Source organism: Cytobacillus spartinae (assembly GCF_042865285.1).
Lineage (GTDB): Bacteria > Bacillota > Bacilli > Bacillales > Cytobacillaceae > Robertmurraya_A > Robertmurraya_A spartinae.
Genome location: NZ_JBIACK010000013.1, coordinates 44,164 through 64,983, shown reverse-complemented (window position 1 = coordinate 64,983; position 20,820 = coordinate 44,164). Strand labels below are relative to the sequence as shown.

Here is a 20,820-nt window from a genome sequence, read left to right as displayed (position 1 = left end):
CCAAGGTGCACTCCCCTAACTCTCAAAGACTAATAACCTTTCCCATGTCAAAAGAATAAATATACTCCTCTACAAAGTGTTTTACTACTTCACCTGTATCTTCGAACCCAACAGACTCGTATACCGTTTTCGCCCGCTCGTTTTCTGTATGGAAAGTAAGAAGGACACGCTCACAATCTTCATACTGTTCTTTCATTTTTTTCAAAATCAACTTTAGCGCTTGTTTCCCATATCCTTTTCCTTGATGATTATAATCAATCATAATTCTACATAGCTCATACCCTTTAAGTTCGTCGGAATACCCATACATGGTAAAGCCAACTAGCGTTTCATCATTGTATATGGCCTTCGTTGTCCAATTGTGATCGATGCTAGCTTGCGCTAAGGAAAAACAGTTGGAGGCAATGTCTCTCTCAAAAATCTTATTCTTCATATCTTCAGCACTTCTAAGCATAATCACATCAAACCAATTGTCTTTGTTTACATCTTTTAGAATAATCATCATCCTATTCCTCCGTAATCTTTGTATACTAATATCCTAAACTTTAACAATATAAAAAACAATTTCCAGTTTCGTTTGTTCTAGATCTTTCGTTTGACTTTGTCGAATAATCGATATGTGAAGAAAATCGTGCATATATTTCAATTTTTGTTGCATAAATTCTGGAATTTGTTACATAAATGATCTTTTCTGTTTGATATATTAGGCAAAACACTATTTTGCTATGTAAAAACAACTGAAAAAAAAGCCTGGAAACATAGTTCCCAAGCTCTTACTTAATTTCTACCACAAATGGATACACAGAAACCTTCCCGTTTTGTTTAAATTCTGCCCAAATCTTGTAGATTCCAGGCTCTGAAAACGTTGTTTCAAAGATTGGTTGTTCATGATCGGCAGGATGAACGTGCAAGTATTCATTTGCTGCTTGATCTAGAATCACCACATGACCCATTGCTCCTAAATATGGCTCTAATTGAGCATCTTTAATGTCAAAGTTAAGTGTAACAGCTTCACCACTAACTAACGAACTAGGGATTAATGTTACTTGGTGACCATCCACCACTTTAGTAAGAGATTCATCAGCTGTTAATTCACCATGTGCGTGCCCTTCGGATTCTTCACCAATTGTAAAAGCAATAGGTGATACTACATAATTTAGATGGCTAGGTTTAATATCTACAAAAGCCTTGTATGAACCTTCTGGCAGCTCTTGATTCACCTGGAACTTGCCCTCACCAACTTGCTCTGGATGTAAATGATAGTATTTATCCAGATGTTCATCCACCACAATTAAATGTACCAATTTTTCATGGTTAATTTCTAACTCAGATACGGGTTTTTGATCCATATCCTGAATATCAATAATCATAGTATCGTTATCTACATTTAAGGCTACGTTAACTTCACTAACACCGTTATCAGTGCCCTCTTCATGTTCATGTGATGCACCTTCCCCATGGTCCTCGGCATTTGAATCCTCTTCTTCATGACCATGCGACTCCTCAGCATTTTCATCATCCGTAACTTCCTCATGTTCCTCCCCGTGGTTATTTTCCACAGGTGGTTCTGCTGCAACGGAATCATACACCATATAACCTCCGATAACGACCAGTAAATATACAATGGCTGACAACATCCATTTTTTCATAAAAAGTACTCCTTCACTAAGGTAGTTGGGCAGGTACTACGTTTCCTTATAGTAGCCCGCCCTTCAAATTATAACTTTACTCTCTGCAAACGAAGTGCATTCAACACAACCGATACTGAACTGAACGCCATTGCTGCTCCTGCTAGCCAAGGTGCTAGGAAGCCAAGCGCTGCAATCGGAATCCCTAAAGTGTTATAAGCAAATGCCCAGAATAAGTTTTGTCTAATATTTTGTATTGTCTTTTTACTCATAAAAATCGCATCTGCAATACTATTCAAGTCGCCTCTGATTAGCGTAATATCTGCTGCTTCCATGGCTACATCTGTACCAGTACCAATTGCCATTCCAATATCAGCAATTGCCAATGCCGGAGCATCATTAATTCCGTCCCCAACCATCGCAACTTTTTTGCCCTGCTCCTGTAGCTTCTTAACTTCTTCCGCTTTTCCTTCTGGAAGGACTTCTGCAATAACATGATCAATTCCAGCCTGTTTTGCGATCGCTTCTGCTGTACGCTTGTTATCTCCAGTAATCATGACAACTTCGAGGCCCATCTCTTTTAGTCGGGCAACCGCTGCTCTAGAAGTTTCCTTAATTGTATCTGCAACGGCAACTAAACCAGCATACTTACCATCTATAGCAACGAGCATAGCTGTTTTTCCTGTACCCTCTAACTCTTCCATTATGGATAAAGCATGTTCTACACTTACATGATTTTGAGCCATTAATTTTCTAGTACCAATAAGTAGAACAGAATTGTTTACAGTAGCTTTAATTCCATAACCAGGAATTGCTTCAAATTCACTAACATCTGTTAGCTCAATTCCTTTTTCCTTGATGCCTGCAACAATAGCCTCCGCTAATGGATGCTCGGATTGTTTTTCAGCTGTTCCAACAAGCATTAAGAAATTCTCTTCATCTACACTATCTTCAACCATAACATCAGTTAAGACTGGAGCACCGTTTGTTACTGTACCAGTTTTATCTAAAAGAATCGTTGTAAGCTTGTGAGTCATTTCCAGGTGTTCTCCACCTTTAAAAAGAATTCCAAACTCTGCTGCACGCCCTGAACCTGCCATTATAGAAGTTGGTGTCGCTAATCCTAGTGCACATGGACATGCAATAACAAGTACAGCAATAAGTTTTTCTAAAGCTTCGGCAAAGTTACCTGGGTCTACCCAAATAAACCAGACTAAAAATGTAATAATCGCAATCCCAACGACAATCGGTACAAAGATTCCAGAAATTTGATCGGCTAGGCGTTGGATAGGTGCTTTGGAACCTTGAGCCTCTTCTACCACTTTGATAATTTGTGCTAGAGCCGTGTCACGTCCTACCTTTGTTGCTCTAACTTTTAAGAATCCATTTTTATTAATAGTTGCACCGATTACGGAGTCCCCAACAGTTTTATCTACAGGAACGCTTTCTCCTGTCAGCATGGATTCATCAAGTGCAGAGCGACCTTCAATAATTTCACCATCAACAGGAACCTTCTCACCAGGCTTAACATAGAGAATATCTCCAACCATTACGTCCTCTAAAGCAACTTCTTGCTCCACACCGTCCCGAACAACTGTTGCTGTTTTTGCTTGTAGACCCATCAGTTTTTTAATCGCCTCTGATGAGCGCCCTTTAGCTCTTACTTCAAAAAGTTTCCCAAGGATAATAAGTGTAATCAAAACAGCACTTGTTTCATAATAAAGCTCTACCATATGTGCGCCTGATCCAATAGACATAATAGACAAATATAAGCTATAGAAGTAAGCTGCAGAAGTACCTAGCGCAACTAAAACATCCATGTTGGCACTTTTATTCTTTAGAGCTTTATATGCTCCCACATAGAATTGTTTCCCTACTACAAACTGAACCGGTGTCGCTAATGCTAATTGGACCCATGGATTCATAAACATATCTGGTAAGTAAATGAATGATGTAAAGCTAAAGTGACTGACCATCGCCCATAATAACGGGAAAGATAAAATGAGTGAGAAAATGAATTTACCCTTTTGATTTTCAATCTCTTTTTCTCTAAGTTCAGCTACATCTTGTTTTTTATCACTCTTAATCGTCGCTTTATATCCTAAAGCTTCGACTTTTTTGATCATCGCATCGACGCTAGTTTCTGAAGGATTATATTCGACTGTTGCAGTTTCTAAAGCTAGGTTAACAGTAGCTTTAGAAACTCCATCAAGTTTGTTAAGCCCTTTCTCAACCCTTGTCGAACAAGCTGCACACGTCATCCCTGTTATATCGAACTCAGCTTTTTCAGTAATGACATCATAGCCCAAATCTTGGATTTTTTTCACAAAGGCATCTGGCTTTATAACGGTCGAGTCATATTTAATGTTTGCCTTTTCTAATGCAAGGTTTACACTAGCGGTTTCGACGCCTTCCATCTTATTTAAAGACTTTTCAATTCGGTTTGAACATGCTGCACACGTCATCCCTGTAATTGGAAAGTTTATCTCTTTTATTTGCTGACTCACATTCCTCTACCTCCTTATACCCCTTATAGGTATATAAAACTCCAAAGAGAAACGTGCTTAAATCGCACGTTCTCTCTTATTATAAAAAATTAAGCTACATCGTAACCTTGATCATCAATTGTTTCTTTAATCGCTTCTAATGAAGTTGTAGCTGAATCAAATTCTACGTCTACAGTACCTTCAGCAAGGTTTACTTTTACACTTGAAACACCATTTAATTTTCCAACGCTACCTTCTACTGCATTTACGCAGTGTCCACAAGACATTCCGCCAACATTTAGAGTTACTTTTTCCATGAATAATCTCTCCATTTCATATGTTTTCTATTATTTGTTATTAATTGTGATAATACTTAAAGACCTTACTTCTTCATTAATCGTTGTATAGTAACTAGAAGCTCATCTACCACTTCTTTGTCACCCTCTTGAATTCTTTCTGTAACGCAACTCTTCAAATGAGCCTCAAGTAGTACTTTCGAAAAACTATTTAGCGCTGATTGAATAGCCGATATTTGAACAATTACATCATCACAATAAGTATCTTTCTCAATAAGACCTTTTACTCCACGAATCTGTCCCTCAACTCTATTCAAGCGGTTAATTAAGCTTTTTTTCACTTTTTCAGAGTGGTGACTAGCACGATCATGGTGACCAGAACAACAAGGTTCTATTTCTAAGATTTCATCATTAGAATCATCAAAATTCATAAGATAACCTCCTTATGTTTATAATTTACCATACCCCCCTAACCTATGTAAAGACAAAAATATATTTTTTTCCATTTTTTTTAAAAACGATTAAAATCCACTGTTTCAAACACGTATTTATAAAGCAAATATTAGCCTTTAAGAATCCGTCCAATTTATTATACAATTCTAAAAGTTTTGCAACTGTATGAAAAATCAACAAAATAATGAATTCATTTATTGGTAATTCTCTGCAACCTTCTGAATTTTTTCCGATTCGTATATCTTAATTCCATTCTTGTTACTTTGAGCAATTTTATACATTGCTAACGCAACAGTGGATGCTTCAATGGCACGATATTTTTTTAGCGGTCCTAAAAATAGAAATGACAATGGCTTAGAAAGGACACTAGCAACCCTTTCCCCTAGACGAAACTCTTTGCGGTGACCCAGTAGGAGAGAAGGTCGCATGATAGAGATGGTTTCGAATGGGATCTTCTTAAGTTCTTGCTCTAGTGTTCCTTTCATCTTTGAATACCAAATCGATGAATTTGGATCTGCCCCCATCGAACTAACAAGAAAATACTGCTTTGCATTTCTTTCACTTGCTAACCTTGCAATCGACAAAGGATACTCCACATCAATTCTGAACATATTCTCTTGAGTTTTTGCTTTCTTAATCGTGGTCCCTAAACAACAGAAAACATCGTCTACCTCAAAGACTTCCTTATATGTCTCTAATTCATTAAAGTCTACAATTTTCTCAATCAACTTTGGATGACTAATATTAAGAGGGGAACGAACAATCGCAATTACTTTTTCATATTCAGTTCCATCTAGCAAATTTTGAAGCAGTGAGCTACCAATTAAACCGGTCGCACCGGCGATAAGAGCAGATTTTTCTTTCAAAATAATCCTCACCTTTTTACTCTTATTATGCGTATATTAAGTAGTAAAAGACAAGGAGTTACCCTTGCCTTTTCCGAATAGTTTTAAATTTTATTTCCCCTTGACCATTTCTGCAATACTTACCGTTCTTTTTGCTTGGTGTTTTACAGCCGCTTCTACATCTTCTTTCATTTTTCCATCTTGATCAACAGTTACACTAGTTCCATAAGGATTGCCTCCTGCTTTAAAAATAACAGGGTCTGTATATCCTGGGGCAGCTACAATTGCTCCCCAATGAAACATCGTTGTATATAAGGACAATATCGTTGCTTCTTGTCCTCCATGTGAATTTTGCGCAGAGGACATAGCACTCACCACTTTGTTAGCAAGCTTCCCACTAAACCACAAGCCCCCTGTAGTATCTAAGAAGGATTGCATCTGTGATGGCACATTCCCAAATCTCGTCGGAACACTAAATATGATAGCGTCTGCCCATTCTAAATCATCCAAGGAAACTTCTGGCACATCTTTAGTGGCTTCAACATGCTTTTTCCAAATAGGATTGGATTCTATCGCTGATTGAGGTGCTGTTTCAGGAACTTTTAATACTTTTACTTCTGCCCCTACTTCCTTCGCACCTTCCTCTGCCCACTTTGAAAGTTGATAGTTTGTTCCACTTGAACTATAGTATATAACTGCAAGTTTTACATTTGACATATGTCTACAACCCCTTTTCCTTTTCCGTCTTAAAGCTTTTAACTGACTTGTCTATTTCTTTAATTCCACCTTAAAAATTGCGTAAACCTCTTTTTATGCTTAATTTGGGACTGCCCCACTTTAATTTTCAGTATGGGGCTTTCTACGGAAAAAAATCTCTGGTACCCAATCGTTGTATGGATGCGACCGATTTTGAGATGGAATAATCGGAACCCTAGGTGCGCTTTCTGGTTTGTCTTCGCTTTTAGCAGCATCTATTAAGGAACGATTCAAAGGATTCCATCTTTTTAATAGAAGTACGATAAAAAATAAACTAACTCCTGTTAAAGCATAGGTAAGCCATGGGGTCACACTTCCCACTTCTAATAATCTACTTCCAACAGATTTTCCAGCGGCCTCCCCTAACCCTGATACTACGTTCGCTAAGGCAAAGAATACTCCAATTAATTGAGCTTTAGACAACTGCGAAACCGTACTATCTACAGTTGGCAAAATCATCATCTCTCCAAACACAAAGATTGCACCACTAAACACCAGATGAATGAAGCTACTTGAGAAATATAAAGAACCTACTCCAATCCCAACCACTAAAACGCCAATGGCAAGTGCGGTTAATGGATGGAGGCGATTTATAAAATACTTTGTCACAGCCCTCTGAAACAAAATCACTATTGCACTATTTATGGTCCAAACAAGAGCCACATTTTTAGGGTCAGGCAAAATTTCAGTTGCTACTAGAGGTAATGCTAAAGAGAGCTGAGCGTACAAAGCCCAAATGAGAATACTAACTCCCCCAAATACTAAAAAAGGTTTGTTTTTTAGAACTTCTCCGTAAGACTTTATTGGTACGGGAGGACATGGTGCTTCCCCACATCGATTAGGGATAAAAAACCAACTAACTAACGCCAAAATGATATAAATGATCCCCGCTATCCAGAAAATGATCTTTGTAGAACCAGTAATGAGGAAAAAAATAATTAATCCCGCTGAACCTACTCCTATATTGGCAGCAATTCCTCTCATTGAAAAGGCAGTGGTTCTGTTTTCAGTTGATGCTAAAGCAGCTATTGCAGCCTTTGTTGACGGAGCATTAATTCCGTTCCCTAGCCCCGTAATTACAGCCATTACTAGCAGCCATGTAAATCCCTCAAAAAAACCAAATCCGATAAATCCACCAGCTGCAATAATCGCCCCCAATCCAATAACGACTCCTCTCCCTAGACGATCTGCCAAGACACCACCAATAATACTTCCAAATTGAAAGGAAATCGCAATAGCAGCTAAAATGGCTCCGATTTGTACCAGAGTCAGACCTGCATCCATTTTTAACGTAATGGGTAACATGGGGGTGACCATATATGTTCCTAGGTGAGATAATAAAACACCTAATAATAAGAATCTCATCGGTCCATTCAATTTCGACTTGTTTGTTACTTCCATCTATATATCCCTCCCTTGTTTCACTTGAGAAAATGTTATTGGCTAGTGTACCTTAACTAATCTTCTTATTAAAAGAATGCTTTATTCTCATTATGTCCCCTGAAATTCTTATTATGTTCAAGGATTATGTTGTTGCTGGAGTTCTGGATAAAAGTGTTGCTTTAAAAGTAGGCTGAACAATCCCTAAACGACCATACTAAAGCATGTAGGGAATAACCTACTATTCGTTATAAAGGAGTTGGTGGAATGACCTCACAAATGACTCAGGAAAAAACAATGTCTATTAAAGAAGCTATTGAAACTAGACATAGTATTAGACAATACAGTCAAGATCCGATTCCAAAGGAGCATATTGAGGAGATTCTCGAACTCGTAAGATTATCGCCAAGTGCCTGGAACCTTCAACCATGGCGAATACATGTTATAACGGATTATAGTTTGAAGGAGAAATTGCAGGACGCCGCTTATGGACAAAAACAAGTGACTTCTGCTCCCGTTGTTTTTGTCGTTACGAGTGACATGGAGGATGTCATATCCAATTTAGCCGATACGGTACACCCTGGGTTACCTGACGAGAAAAAGGAGCAAGAGGTTGCCAATCTCGCACAATTTTTTAATGGATTAAGCATTGAGGAACGTGGACAGTGGGGACTTACGCAAACAAATATCGCACTTGGAATTATGTTAGTTTCGATACAAGGACTAGGCTACTCAAGTGTACCGATGCTTGGTTTTGACCAAAAGAAGGTTAAAGAACTACTAAACCTTCCAGACCACGTACATTTTGCTGCCATGGTCCCAGTAGGAAAGCCAGAAAGCGAAGGCTATCCTCATCATCGACACCCTTTAGAAAAGATTGTAAAGTACCATTAAACTTTTTGTGAGACCGTAAATTTACCATTAAAAGTTTTGTAACAAGATATAAAAAAATCGCTAGGGTATTTCCTAGCGATTTTGCTATATAATTTAGCACCAGTCAGTAAAAAGCTGTGTTTATTTTAATTCATTAATACTTGGTTCATCAAATGAAATGACATCAACTTTATGTTCAAAACAAGCCAAGGAATAGTGAGTAAGCTTTTTACGAGACAACTCCGGACCTAATCTATATTCTTTTTCAATAAAGTTAAGATAATTTGACTTTTTGTAAATCCTAAACCTATTCCCAATAAATTCGTCCCTTTCATTCCACGTTGTGTAATTGTCGTATACGACAGAATAGGTTACATAATTAGGAAAGGCTATTTCAAGTGTCTGAACGTTACAATCACCATCAGGGTAAATTAATAGGTCTGTTTCATTTTTACTTACATTGATTTTAATCCGTAATCTTATCCCATTTGTTCTTGGTTCGGAGATGTCTTCAAACGCAATATACTCGTCCATTTCCACTAAATCCTTAAATTCCAAGCTGTGCACCACCTCAATAAAATCACGGAAAGATTTTCTTCATTCTTTTTTGCTACTAACACCTCACATATTTACGCTTGAACCCCAGTCTCCCTTTATCCTTATCCTTTTGGATGCTTTCAAAAGCATTTAAGATACTACTTTTTTTCTCGTCCTTTTTCATTTCTACGATACCTATCTCCATTGCGGTTTCAACTGCCTTTTCATGTAGCGGTATAAATGAAACACCCACCGTGTATAGAAAATTATTCATAGCAGATTTTGTCCGCTCTGGCGAATCATGAATTGAACTTTTCACTATATCAAGCATGTTAGAAATTTTACTTTCGTTAAATTCATGGTCTTTACGATTCCCTAAAAGCCAGCAGTAACAACTCCAGCCTGCTGACATTCTCAACTCGTCACCACTTGCAATCCATTTATCAGCAACCTCTTGTGCAAGATCTGATTCTGATAACGTTACTGCTACCACATAATCGGACAACATGTAAAAATACGCTCCATCCATCCAACGATCAAAATCCGATTCTGTCATAGATTTAGGGTCTGCAATAATCCCTGCAAAGTACATAGCATCATAGTTACCTGTAGCATAAAGCTCTTCAGCTAGTGGTTGATTCATTTTGATTTTCTTAGCGATTGGTTTCATTGCACCAGTTGCTACGCCAAAAAGTGGCTCTTGTGCACCATTAGAAATGTACATTTTTTTAGTTCGTTCCTTGCCGAGGGCTTCAAGTTCCCTCATAACGATTTCGAAATCCATAATTTTAGACTTCCTTCCGTATCTATTCCGTAGACAACTAATTATTTTTCAATTCTATTAATTTTACCATTAAATTAATTCAAATATAAAAAAGCTTCCATTACTCACAGCAAAAAACACACCCATGCGGTGTGCTAAAAATAATGCTATTATTTATAACTCTCTTTAGTTAATCACCCTAACTCCTCTATTCACGCATTAAACCCCTGGATAAACATTCCTTCATCTTTTTCCCATTCAGCGTAAAAGATATCCTTTGTCTGTGTATAACCCTGACTTTTTAGTTGATTCATAAGCCACTTTTCATCAAACCCTAGTTCACGTAAATTGTCATATACGATTTCACCGTCGTTCACTAGTGTGACCGATAGATTAACACTTTTTGGGGTAAGCTGTAGGTCCTGACGTTCTGGTTGACCATAGTTGAATTTATTTAAAACACTTACAGATCCATCCATTTCTAAAAGAGCGAATTCCACCTCACGAATGGAGAAAACGCCTTTTCCTCTTAGCAGTTGTTGAAGTTGATTAATATCGAGTTTATGCTTCCTTAGATTCTCTCTAATAATCTTCCCTTCATGTATGACCATTACTGGTTTTCCCTCGAAAAAACCTCTAGTACTCTTAACTTTTTGAGTAGTATATTCAATCAGTAAAACGAGAATCCCCCACAAGGCTAAGGCAAATAAAACTTGAATGACTTTTACTTCTTTATCAAAAACAGCACTTCCGACTAACTCACCTAGCACCAGAGAAGAAATGAAATCAAATGGAGTAATTTGGGATATTTGTGTTCTTCCTAAGATTTTTGTTAATAAAAATAACGCAATAAAACCAACAATGACTTTAAGTGCGATTTCACCAAAGCTCACCATATCACTCCTTACTCGAAATTGTTCCTTTGCTATTATAAGTTCTGTTAAATGAATGTCCTCTATTCTTACTTTCGTTACGTTTTACCTTTGAGGTCTTCAAAACTATAACAACTGGCTAACCCATTAAAACCAGACAAGTTAAAAATGTGGTTATTCTTCGGATTAAATATGCGAATACTTGGTATTGTAAGCATCTAGGAGGTTATTATGAGCACATTAGGCAAATTTGTATTTCATTATCGAAAAAGTGTTTTACTGATCTGGGTGTTAGTCATTGTTGCTTTTAGTTTTTATGCAATAAAATTACCTTCTGTTTTAAGTGGAAATGGCTTTAACTATGATGGTGAATATCAGCAGACAAAGGCTATTTTAGAAAATGAATTTGGACAGTCAGCTTCTACCATCATACTTGTTTTCGAAAAAGAACCGTATGTCGATTCGTCAGAATGGAAGGATTTCATCAATCAAGCCTTCAATAATATAGAAGAGATAAGTGGTATTCAAAAGTCAGTGACACCTTATGATCAAGAAGGAATGATAAAAGATCAGATTGCGTATGGCATTCTTTCATTCAATCAGCCCGCTGATCAAATGGGAGATGTTGTTTCGCAAATCCGTGAAAAGCTCCATCATGCAGATGGGATGACGGTTCAAATTACGGGAGAACCGGTTATTGCAAAGGATTTGAACGAAGCTAGTCAGAAAGATTTAGCAAAGGCAGAAATGATTGGCTTACCAATTGCGCTATTGGTTTTGCTTTTTGCATTCGGGAGTATTGTAGCAGCTACCATTCCACTAGTGATAGGGGTCGTCACCATTTTAATTACGATGGGAATCGTATACTTTTTTCATTATCAATTCGATTTGTCTATTTTTATTTTAAATATCGTTCCTATGATTGGACTAGCACTCAGTATTGATTTTGCTTTATTGTTCATTAACCGATTCAAGGAAGAGATAAAGATGCACTCAGTTGAAGAAGCTGTAAAAATTACAGTCGCAACTGCGGGGCGGTCTGTAGTCTTCTCGGCATTATGTGTATTCATCGGGCTACTTGGATTGATGTTTATTCATATTGATATCTTTAGAAATGTAGCACTCGGAGGAATGACCGTAGTATTTGTCTCTACTTTATGTGCAATTACTTTTTTGCCTGCCATTTTAAGTTTACTTGGTCCAAGAATCAATTCACTCAGTGTTTTAAAAGAAACTGGAAACAAAGAAGGAATCTGGACTGGTTTTGCAAGATTTGTAATGAGAAGACCTATGATTATGCTTATTTTTTCCCTTAGCATATTGTTGATAGGTTTAATTCCTGTTAAGGATATGAAGCTTTCGGTACCTGGTATCGACTCTTTACCAACGAAGTATGAGTCAAGGCAAGCTTATGATAAGTATCAAGAGTATTTCGTAGATGAATCCAAAAGCGATGAAAACAAAGTTACCATCGTGATGGAAACTAATGATGGAGGGCAAATTACGGGAGTAGAGCAACTAAAAAATGCTCAGCTAGCTATATCAAAAATTCAAGAAGATCCGTTTGTATCAATGATAGAATCTCCTTTTTCCCTTACCGGGGTTGAAGAACCCGAAGTATTCCATTCAATGGTGAAAAACGGTATTCCACCTGAAATGAAACCAATTTTTGATCATTATGTTAGAAGTAGTATGATGGTAGTTAATGTCTATTTAGATCAAGATATAACAAGGAATGAAGCCCAGGAATGGGTAAGAACATGGTCAGAGGAAGAGTTTGAAGTAATTACTTACTTAGGTGGAACAGCCAAATTTGAACAGGAGATATTTGATGAGATCATTGACAAAGCTCCTTATGGGCTTGTAGTGGTTCTCTTATCAACTTTTTTTATTCTTATGTTTGCATTTCACTCACTACTAATCCCAATTAAGGCCATTATCATGAACGTCCTAAGCCTTAGTGCTACTTTTGGTATAATCGTTTGGATTTTTCAGAGTGGACATTTTGGAGTAGAACCTGTTGATATTGCACTTATTTTACCCGTTTTTGTGTTTAGTTTAGTTTTTGGACTAAGCATGGATTACGAAGTTTTCTTAATTTCACGGATTCATGAAGAATATTCCGAAACCAGAGATAATGACCGTGCAACACTGAACGGATTAGTCTCAACGAGTAAAATTATCACCTCTGCTGCAGCTATTATGATTGTCATTACAGGAGCCTTCGCCTTTACAGGAGTCATGCCGGTTAAGCAGTTGGGAGTGGGGATAGCGCTAGCCATCTTCATTGATGCAACCATTGTTCGAATGATTTTAGTCCCGTCATTGATGAAACTAATGGGAGACTGGAACTGGTGGTTTTTCGGCAAGGAGATACAAAAAGGAAAGAGCTGGCATTAGTGTATTCTGACAGTCTTAAGCTCTTTTCCTTTTCTTCTGTCAGAACTTGGTTTGTCTTCCGACGCTTCGCTGCTTTTTCTTTGTGTTTCTGTCAGAACTTGGGTTATCTTCTGACTGTTCGTTGCTTTTTCTTTGTGCTTCTGTCAGAACTTGGGTCATCTTCTGACTCTTTGCTGCTTTTTCTTTGGGCTTCTGTCAGAACTTCGCCCATCTTCTGACTCTCCGCCGTTTTTTCTTTGTGCTTCTGTCAGAACTTGGGTCATCTTCTGACTCTTCGTCGTTTCTTTCTTCTGCTCTTGTCAGAACTTAGTTTGTCTTCTGACTCTTCGCTGCTTTTTCTTTGTGCTTCTGTCAGAACTTGGATCATCTTCTGACTCTTCAGCGCCGTTTCTTTCTGTTTCTGTCAGAACTTGGGTCACCTTCTGACTGTTCGTTGCTTTTTCTTTGTGCTTCTGTCAGAACTTGGGTCATCTTCTGACTCTTCAGCGCTGTTTCTTTCTGTTTCTGTCAGAACTTGGGTCATCTTCTGACTCTTCAGCGCTGTTTCTTTCTGGTCCTGTCAGAACTTGGGTCATCTTCTGACTCTTCAGCGCTGTTTCTTTCTGGTCCTGTCAGAACTTGGGTCATCTTCTGACTGTTCACTGCTTTTTCATACCGCTTCTGTCAGAACTTGGGTCATCTTCTAACTCTTAACCGCTTTTTCTTTTTGTTTCTGTCAGAACTTGGGTCATCTTCTGACTCTTCACTGCCTTCTCATTCTGCTTTTGTCAGAACTTGGTTTACCTTCTGACTCTTCGCCGCTTTTTTCTTTCGATCCTGTTCGAACCTCGTTCTACTTCGAATTGCTGCCGACTTTTGCCTTCTACTCCTGTCCGAACCTGGCTCAACTTCGAACTGCTGCCAGCTTTTTGCCTCTGCTCCTGTCCGAACCTGGCTCAACTTCGAACTGCCGCCAGCTTTTTCCTTTCGCTCCTGTCCGAACTTGGTTCAACTTCGAACTGCCGCCAGCTTTTTCCTTTCGCTCCTGTCCGAACTTACTTCAACTTCGAACTGCTACCAGCTTTTTGCTTCCTCTCCTGTCCGAACCTGCTTCTACTTCGAACAATTGCCGACTTTTCTTCCGCTCCTGCCCGAACCTGCTTCAACCACTTCAGATTGTAGGCTATAAATGCTAATTTAAATTTGCACATAAACGATTGCAATAAAAATAAGCAGACCTCCACCAATAGTAGAGTCTGCTTATAAAAATTATTCACCTAAATCAACATTATGATAGACACGTTGAACATCTTCTAGATCTTCTAGTGCATCTATTAATTTTTCAAATTGTACTTGAGCATCTTCAGGAAGTGTAACATCGTTTTGAGCAATCATGGTTAGCTCGGCAACTGTAAATTCTGTGATCCCAACGTTTTTGAACGCTTCTTGAACCGCATGGAATTGGTCAGGTTCTGCATAAACAATGACAGAATCCTCTTCTTCTAAAATATCACGAACTTCAATATCGGCTTCCATTAACAATTCTAGTACTTCATCAGCTGACTTTCCTTCTATACCAAAAACCGCTGTTGCATCAAACATGTAGGAAACGGAACCACTTACTCCCATGTTTCCACCGTTTTTTCCAAAAGCAGCGCGTACATTTGAAGCAGTACGGTTAACGTTATTAGTTAGGGCATCAACAATTAGCATAGACCCATTTGGTCCAAATCCCTCATAACGTAACTCATCATAATTCTCTTCCGTACCACCTTTTGCTTTTTCGATCGCACGGTCAATAATTTGCCTTGGCACGTTATACGTTTTAGCACGTTCAAGGACAAATTTTAAAGCTTGATTTGATTCTGGATCTGGTTCACCTTGTTTGGCAGCTACGTATATTTCTAGTGCAAATTTTGAATATACACGGCTTGTATTAGCATCTTTTGAGGCTTTTTTCTCCTTAATGTTGTTCCATTTACGACCCATAAAAATACATCTCACTTTCAATTTTGAATCTATATAAATATAAGGATGTTATATTGCGACAACAATCCTAAGTGCAATATTACTAGATAATATTATACCTTAATCTTTTAAGTTGTTAAGAGTTTAAGCATTAAAACATTCAAATTAATAGTAACAAATATATCCACTTGGTAAGGAGATATACTCTACAAGGGGTTATAACTAAACACCTATATTTCCTCACACCGATTAGGGTTTTATCCTTAGAATTTATTGAAATGGAAATATGGTCAATCTTTTGACTGCCAATCTACTTGTGTATTATTAGTGATTCCACAAAGTAGTAATAACCTGTTAATATCCAACAAGAAAAAGGCCCTGAAAACAGAGCCTCTATTCTTACTTCCGATATACCCTTGCTTCATAAGGGTTTAATGTAATAGTTTTTGTTGCAGAATGTTCGTCAACGTTATAATTGCTTAACATTAGCTTATTGAAGTCAAGTTCAAATCCATCTGTTTCAAATTCCGCAGGTTCTTCAGATATATTTGATATAACTACAACTTGGTCTTCAGTAAGCGTCCTTGTGTAAGCATATATTTGCGGATGATCTTCTAAAATTAGATCGTAATTTCCGTACGTAAATATGTTATTCTCTTTTTTCACTCTAATCATCTTTTTATAAAACTGTAGAATGGAATCTTCATCAGTGAGCTGCTTCTCAACGTTGATATCTACATAATTCGGATTCACATCAAGCCACGGTTTTCCAATGGAAAAGCCAGCATTTGCTGAATTCGACCATTGCATTGGGGTTCTTGAGTTATCACGGCTCGTTGTCCAGATGATATCCATGATTTCTTCCTCAGAAACTCCATCTTCTTTTTTAATACGGTATAAGTTCTTTGTCGCTACATCATTGTATTTCTCAATTGAATTATAATGTACATTTGTCATACCGATTTCCTGGCCTTGATAAATAAAAGGTGTTCCCTGCATTAAGAAATACATGGCCCCTAATGCAGTTGAACTTTCACGCCAAAACTCTTTATCATTTCCCCATGTAGATACAACCCTTGCTTTATCATGGTTCTCAATAAATAATGCATTCCACCCTTTATTTTCTAACCCTTTTTGCCAGTTCGTAAAGACTGCCTTAAGATCAGCAAGATCCATCGCTTTTTTCTCCGGATCCCACAGGCTTAAGTGCTCAAATTGAAATACCATATTGAACTTCCCAGATTTTTCGCCGACCCAAAGCTCAGCATCTGAAGCCTTTACTCCATTTGCTTCGCCGACAGTCATAATATCGTATTTAGCAAACGTTTCGTCCCTTAACTCTTCTAAGAAGGTATGAATCCCGTCTACATTCATGTGCTTATCAAAGGAAGAAACATATTTTAACCCTTTAGGATTTGGTAGGTCTGTAAGTCCTTCTTCTTTTTTAATATGGCTAATGGCGTCTACCCGGAATCCATCAATTCCTTTATCTAACCACCAGTTAATCATATCGTACAGTGCGTAGCGAACATCTTTGTTTTCCCAGTTTAAATCTGGCTGTCTTCTTGAAAAAATATGCAAGAAATATTGATCTGTTTTTTCATCATACTCCCATGCAGATCCACCGAAAATACTTTCCCAGTTATTTGGCTCTTTCCCATCTTTTTCATCTCGCCAAATATACCAATCTCGCTTTTCACTTTCCTTTGATTCACGTGATTCTATAAACCATGGATGTTCATCACTCGTATGGTTTATAACAAGGTCAATGATTAATTTCATCCCTCGTTTATGTGTTTCTGCTAAAAGTTGATCAAAGTCTTCCATCGTTCCAAAGTCTTGTGCAATATCTTGGTAGTCACTAATATCGTAACCATTATCATCATTAGGTGATTTGTACATAGGACAAATCCAAATAACGTCTATTCCAAGATCTTTTAAATAATCCAGCTTTGAAATAATACCTTGTAAATCTCCAATTCCATCTCCGTTGGAGTCCATAAAACTTCTTGGATAGACCTGATAGGCTACTGCCTCTTTCCACCAAACTTGTTTCATATCGAATCCTCTTTTCTATTCCGTCAGTGAAACACGTTATGAGCTTATTTTTTGAAAAACTCTTGTGCGGATTTCTTCTAGTTGTTATTTATCCACTAAACAGTTGGCAACTTACAACCTAACTGAAGATATCAATTCTAATAATATGTGATACAAATACGTGATGTATTAACACTTTTTATGTCTTATATAAAAAAAGTAAATATTGTTATATTTAAGAATATAGTTCCAATAAAGCTATGGTTAGTGCTTTTTATGAATAGCTATAACTTCTACTTAACAGACCCTTCTGAAATTCCTTTAATAATTTGCTTCTGCAAGAAGAAGTACACAATAATGACTGGAATAATCGCAATAGTTAGACCCGCTAACGCAAGGTGCCATTGCTTTGTATATTCTCCAAAGAAGAAGAACATTTTTAATGGAATTGTCTCCATACCAGGCTTGTTAATAACAAGGGAAGGTAATAGATAATCATTCCAAATCCAGATAACATTTAGAATCGCAACAGTTACGGTTACTGGTTTTAACATTGGGAAGATAATGTACCAAAAAACTTGCAATCTACTTGCTCCATCAATAGTTGCAGCTTCGTCTAGAGATTTTGAAATTCCACTTAATGTACCATGGTATAAGAATATGGATAAGCTCGCACCAAACCCTAAGTACATAAAGATTAGTCCAGCACGATTAAGAAATTCTAATTTCCCAAAAATCGTAACTAATGGTATCATGACCGATTGGAAAGGAATTAACATCGCTCCTACGAATAGGAAAAAGATAATCATACTTACTTTTCCGCCTCTTCGTGACAAAGCATAGGCTGCCATAGATGAAAAAATGACAATGACGACAACTGCCACTGCTGTAATAAGCACGGAATTAAAGAATGTCCTTATGAAGTCTAGCCCTTCAAACGCTTCTACATAATTAGCAAAAGTAAATACATCGGGTAAAGCAACAGTATCTGTAAAAATCTCTTTTTTCGTTTTAAATGAGTTTACAATCATTAAATAAAAAGGGGATAGCCAAAGAATTGCCAGTAACGTTCCTAGTAATATTGCTATATATTTTGGCTTGTTTCTTTTCATTACATTTCAACCTCCCGCTTTTTGTTAATGTAAACCTGTGTAAGTGAAATAGCTGCGACGATCAAGAAAAAGATAACTGCTTTAGCTTGTGCAGATGCCATTAAATTCTCAACAAACGCCGTTTTATAAATTTCCATGGCAACCATTTGAGTGGAGTTGTAAGGTCCACCACCCGTTAGAGATAAGTTCTGGTCATAAAGCTTAAATGAATTCGATAGCGTTAAGAATAAACTAACGGTAAACGCCGGCATAATTAATGGAAACGTAATGTGATAGAATCTTTGGAAAGTGTTAGCCCCATCAATTTCAGCAGCTTCTAGGAGCTCCATAGGTACGCCTTCTAAGAAAGAAATATAAATGACCATAATGTATCCTGCTAATTGCCAACTCATTAAAATAGCTAATGCCCAGAATCCAGTTTCAGGTGTTGCTAGCCATCCTTTAAGAGCTTCGACCCCCATTAAGTCCCCAATTCCTGCAAAAACTTTAATAAAAATAAACTGCCAAATAAAACCTAAAATCAAACCACCAATCAAGTTTGGCATAAAGAAAATCGTTCTTAAAATTTTGTTTCCTCTAAACTTTTGCGTTACTAATAAAGCTAGTGATAGTCCGAAAAAGTTAATAAGGAAAACGGACACAATCGTAAATTTAGTGGTGAACCATAGAGAATCTTTAAATTCTTCATCGCTAAATAATGCCTTATAGTGTTCAAAACCGACAAACCCTGTTGCCTTTATTCCATTCCAATCTGTAAAAGAATAATACACACCGTATAATAGTGGTAAAATGACGACAACACCTAAAGCAATTAATACTGGAGCCAAAAACAGCCAGTACCAAAGATTGCCCTTTTTCATGTGAATTCCTCCTTGGATGGTGTGTTAGCACCTAAGAAAAGCATAAACGAACTGATTAACCTTTAAACCAAATTATTTTAACTAGTTAACAAGTATCTTCGAAATAACTTGTAAAAAAAGAGAGGAAAACAAAGTGTTTCTTTGTTCCCCTCATGGTTAGTACCTTAATTATTTTCTAGATTCTTCCCATGCAGCTTGAGATTCTTTAACTAAATCTTCCCATTTCATTTCGCCGCTTACATACTTCTGAATATTAATACCAAGCTTCTCTTGTCCCCATCCAGTTGGGTAACCCATGAACGTCCAAGCAAGAGTTTTACCATCTTGAGCGTACTTATAGATGTCTTTCGCTAAAGGATCTGTAAGTTTGCTAGAATCAAAGCCATCGTATGCCGGAATAAATTTGAAATCTTCTAATACTGCAGTTTTACCAGTTTCAGAAGTGTATAACCAATCTAAGAATGATTTAGCTGCATCAATTTCTGCTTGATCTTTATTGCTGTTTACAGCCCAGTACATTGGTACACCAACTGGTACTGAATCTTCTTTGTATCCTTCAACTGGAATTGGAAGCATACCGATTCCGTTGTTTGCTAACTCTTCGTCAATACCTGCAATTGAACCATAAGCCCAGTTACCTTGTTGAATCATAGCTACTCTACCAGTTGAGAATAACTCCTCAACTTGTTGTGAGTAGTCAAGACTTACAGTTGGTTGAGCTGAATAGTCGTTTTGTAAATCAAGAACTTTTTTGAATGCGTCACCGTGAGTAAACTCTACAGAAGGCTTATCAAATGCTGTTAATACGTTTTGATCAAATTCAGGAGCTAAGAAAACGTTAGATAAGTGTAATCCAGTTACCCAAGTTTCTTTAGCTGGTAAAGCAAATACTGCATCAAGGCCTAAGTCACCTTTTTTGCTATCTAGTGTTTTTACTGCTTCTTCTAAAGCAGCGTAGCTAGTGATGCTAGCTGGGTCAATACCAGCTTCTTCAAATACGTTTTTGTTATAAATGAATCCATAACCCTCTTGGTTATATGGAAGACCTAATACTTTACCGTCTTTTGTTACACCTTCAAGTGTTCCGCTAAGTGCAGCACCTGCAGCTTTTGTATCAGAAAGGTCAGCTAGTTTGTCTAACCAGTCTTGAACGTCTTGTGGTCCACCTACGTTGTAGATCGTTGGTTCGTTACCAGAAGCGAATTTTGATTTAAGAGCAGCACCGTAATCTTCTCCGCCCCCAACTGTTGTGATGTTGATTTTAACACCTTCGTTTTCAGCTTCATAAGCTTTTGCAACTTCTTCAAATTGATCCTTGAATTCTACTTTAAATTGGAAGATATCAATGGTTACTTCTTCAGTTTTGCTTGCATCGTCTTTATTAGTGTCGTCTTTTTCTGTACCTGTCTCTGTGTCTGAAGAACAACCCACTAAAGCAATGCTTAGTAAAAGAACAAGCGAAAGAATTGCAGGAAAAAATTTTGCTTTCATGAATGTCTACCCCCATAATATTTTTTGTAGTACTACACTCTTACATCACCGAAAACGTTTGCACAAATGGTAAAAAAAATACCT

At 37.4% G+C, this 20,820-nt stretch carries 19 protein-coding genes; 2 read left to right on the top strand and 17 right to left on the bottom strand.

Going from position 1 to position 20,820, the window contains the following annotated elements:
- Nucleotides 1-22: 22 nt before the first annotated feature.
- The 8 genes from ACFYKX_RS21165 to ACFYKX_RS21130 form a co-directional block, all read right to left on the bottom strand.
- Complete coding sequence (locus ACFYKX_RS21165) at nt 23-505, bottom strand: GNAT family N-acetyltransferase (RefSeq protein ID WP_389363339.1); 483 nt, start codon at nt 503-505, stop codon at nt 23-25.
- A 268-nt stretch (nt 506-773) separates the two neighbouring features.
- On the bottom strand, nt 774-1,649 hold the full coding sequence (locus ACFYKX_RS21160; protein WP_389363337.1) for a hypothetical protein: 876 nt from the start codon (nt 1,647-1,649) through the stop codon (nt 774-776).
- A 68-nt stretch (nt 1,650-1,717) separates the two neighbouring features.
- A complete protein-coding gene (locus ACFYKX_RS21155) occupies nt 1,718-4,135 on the bottom strand; it encodes a heavy metal translocating P-type ATPase (protein ID WP_449257606.1) in 2,418 nt (805 codons plus the stop codon).
- A gap of 89 nt (nt 4,136-4,224) precedes the next feature.
- On the bottom strand, nt 4,225-4,431 hold the full coding sequence (gene copZ / locus ACFYKX_RS21150; RefSeq protein ID WP_389363335.1) for a copper chaperone CopZ: 207 nt from the start codon (nt 4,429-4,431) through the stop codon (nt 4,225-4,227).
- A gap of 65 nt (nt 4,432-4,496) precedes the next feature.
- On the bottom strand, nt 4,497-4,841 hold the full coding sequence (locus ACFYKX_RS21145) for a metal-sensing transcriptional repressor (protein ID WP_389363333.1): 345 nt from the start codon (nt 4,839-4,841) through the stop codon (nt 4,497-4,499).
- A 216-nt stretch (nt 4,842-5,057) separates the two neighbouring features.
- Nucleotides 5,058-5,729: an oxidoreductase gene (locus ACFYKX_RS21140; protein WP_389363331.1), complete on the bottom strand. Its 672-nt coding sequence runs from the start codon at nt 5,727-5,729 to the stop codon at nt 5,058-5,060.
- Nucleotides 5,730-5,819: 90 nt separating this feature from the next.
- Nucleotides 5,820-6,425 carry an NAD(P)H:quinone oxidoreductase gene (wrbA, locus tag ACFYKX_RS21135; RefSeq protein ID WP_389363330.1) on the bottom strand — a complete coding sequence of 202 codons (606 nt, stop codon included), beginning with the start codon at nt 6,423-6,425 and terminating at the stop codon, nt 5,820-5,822.
- Nucleotides 6,426-6,545: 120 nt separating this feature from the next.
- Complete coding sequence (locus ACFYKX_RS21130; protein ID WP_389363328.1) at nt 6,546-7,865, bottom strand: MFS transporter; 1,320 nt, start codon at nt 7,863-7,865, stop codon at nt 6,546-6,548.
- A 246-nt stretch (nt 7,866-8,111) separates the two neighbouring features.
- Here ACFYKX_RS21130 and ACFYKX_RS21125 point away from each other — a divergent pair, with 246 nt between their 5' ends.
- Entirely contained in the window at nt 8,112-8,738 is a 627-nt protein-coding gene (locus ACFYKX_RS21125; RefSeq protein WP_389363326.1) for a nitroreductase family protein, read from the top strand.
- Nucleotides 8,739-8,858: 120 nt separating this feature from the next.
- On the opposite strand, the gene ACFYKX_RS21120 is transcribed toward ACFYKX_RS21125, so the two are convergent.
- From ACFYKX_RS21120 to ACFYKX_RS21110, 3 genes are all read right to left on the bottom strand, one after another.
- Entirely contained in the window at nt 8,859-9,275 is a 417-nt protein-coding gene (locus ACFYKX_RS21120; protein ID WP_389363324.1) for a hypothetical protein, read from the bottom strand.
- A 55-nt stretch (nt 9,276-9,330) separates the two neighbouring features.
- Nucleotides 9,331-10,038, bottom strand: coding sequence for a DNA alkylation repair protein (locus tag ACFYKX_RS21115; RefSeq protein ID WP_389363323.1), 708 nt, complete (start codon nt 10,036-10,038; stop codon nt 9,331-9,333).
- Nucleotides 10,039-10,229: 191 nt separating this feature from the next.
- The gene (locus tag ACFYKX_RS21110) at nt 10,230-10,913 is read right to left on the bottom strand and encodes a DUF421 domain-containing protein (protein ID WP_389363321.1); all 684 of its coding nucleotides are present in this window, start codon (nt 10,911-10,913) and stop codon (nt 10,230-10,232) included.
- 207 nt (nt 10,914-11,120) lie between these two features.
- On the opposite strand from ACFYKX_RS21110, the gene ACFYKX_RS21105 reads away from it, so the two are divergent.
- A complete protein-coding gene (locus tag ACFYKX_RS21105) occupies nt 11,121-13,289 on the top strand; it encodes an MMPL family transporter (RefSeq protein ID WP_389363319.1) in 2,169 nt (722 codons plus the stop codon).
- A gap of 753 nt (nt 13,290-14,042) precedes the next feature.
- Here the strand turns inward: ACFYKX_RS21105 and ACFYKX_RS21100 are convergent.
- From ACFYKX_RS21100 to ACFYKX_RS21075, 6 genes are all read right to left on the bottom strand, one after another.
- Entirely contained in the window at nt 14,043-14,228 is a 186-nt protein-coding gene (locus ACFYKX_RS21100; protein ID WP_389363317.1) for a hypothetical protein, read from the bottom strand.
- Nucleotides 14,229-14,537: 309 nt separating this feature from the next.
- Nucleotides 14,538-15,257 (bottom strand): YebC/PmpR family DNA-binding transcriptional regulator, encoded by a 720-nt coding sequence (locus ACFYKX_RS21095; protein WP_389363316.1) that lies wholly within the window; start codon nt 15,255-15,257, stop codon nt 14,538-14,540.
- A 378-nt stretch (nt 15,258-15,635) separates the two neighbouring features.
- Entirely contained in the window at nt 15,636-17,294 is a 1,659-nt protein-coding gene (locus ACFYKX_RS21090) for a glycoside hydrolase family 13 protein (RefSeq protein WP_389363314.1), read from the bottom strand.
- Between the two features lie 272 nt (nt 17,295-17,566).
- Nucleotides 17,567-18,385 carry a carbohydrate ABC transporter permease gene (locus tag ACFYKX_RS21085; protein WP_389363312.1) on the bottom strand — a complete coding sequence of 273 codons (819 nt, stop codon included), beginning with the start codon at nt 18,383-18,385 and terminating at the stop codon, nt 17,567-17,569.
- The gene (locus tag ACFYKX_RS21080; RefSeq protein ID WP_389363310.1) at nt 18,385-19,245 is read right to left on the bottom strand and encodes a carbohydrate ABC transporter permease; all 861 of its coding nucleotides are present in this window, start codon (nt 19,243-19,245) and stop codon (nt 18,385-18,387) included. The genes ACFYKX_RS21085 and ACFYKX_RS21080 overlap by 1 nt, the downstream gene beginning before the upstream one ends.
- Nucleotides 19,246-19,413: 168 nt before the next feature.
- Nucleotides 19,414-20,736 (bottom strand): ABC transporter substrate-binding protein, encoded by a 1,323-nt coding sequence (locus ACFYKX_RS21075; protein WP_389363308.1) that lies wholly within the window; start codon nt 20,734-20,736, stop codon nt 19,414-19,416.
- Between the last annotated feature and the right edge of the window lie 84 nt (nt 20,737-20,820).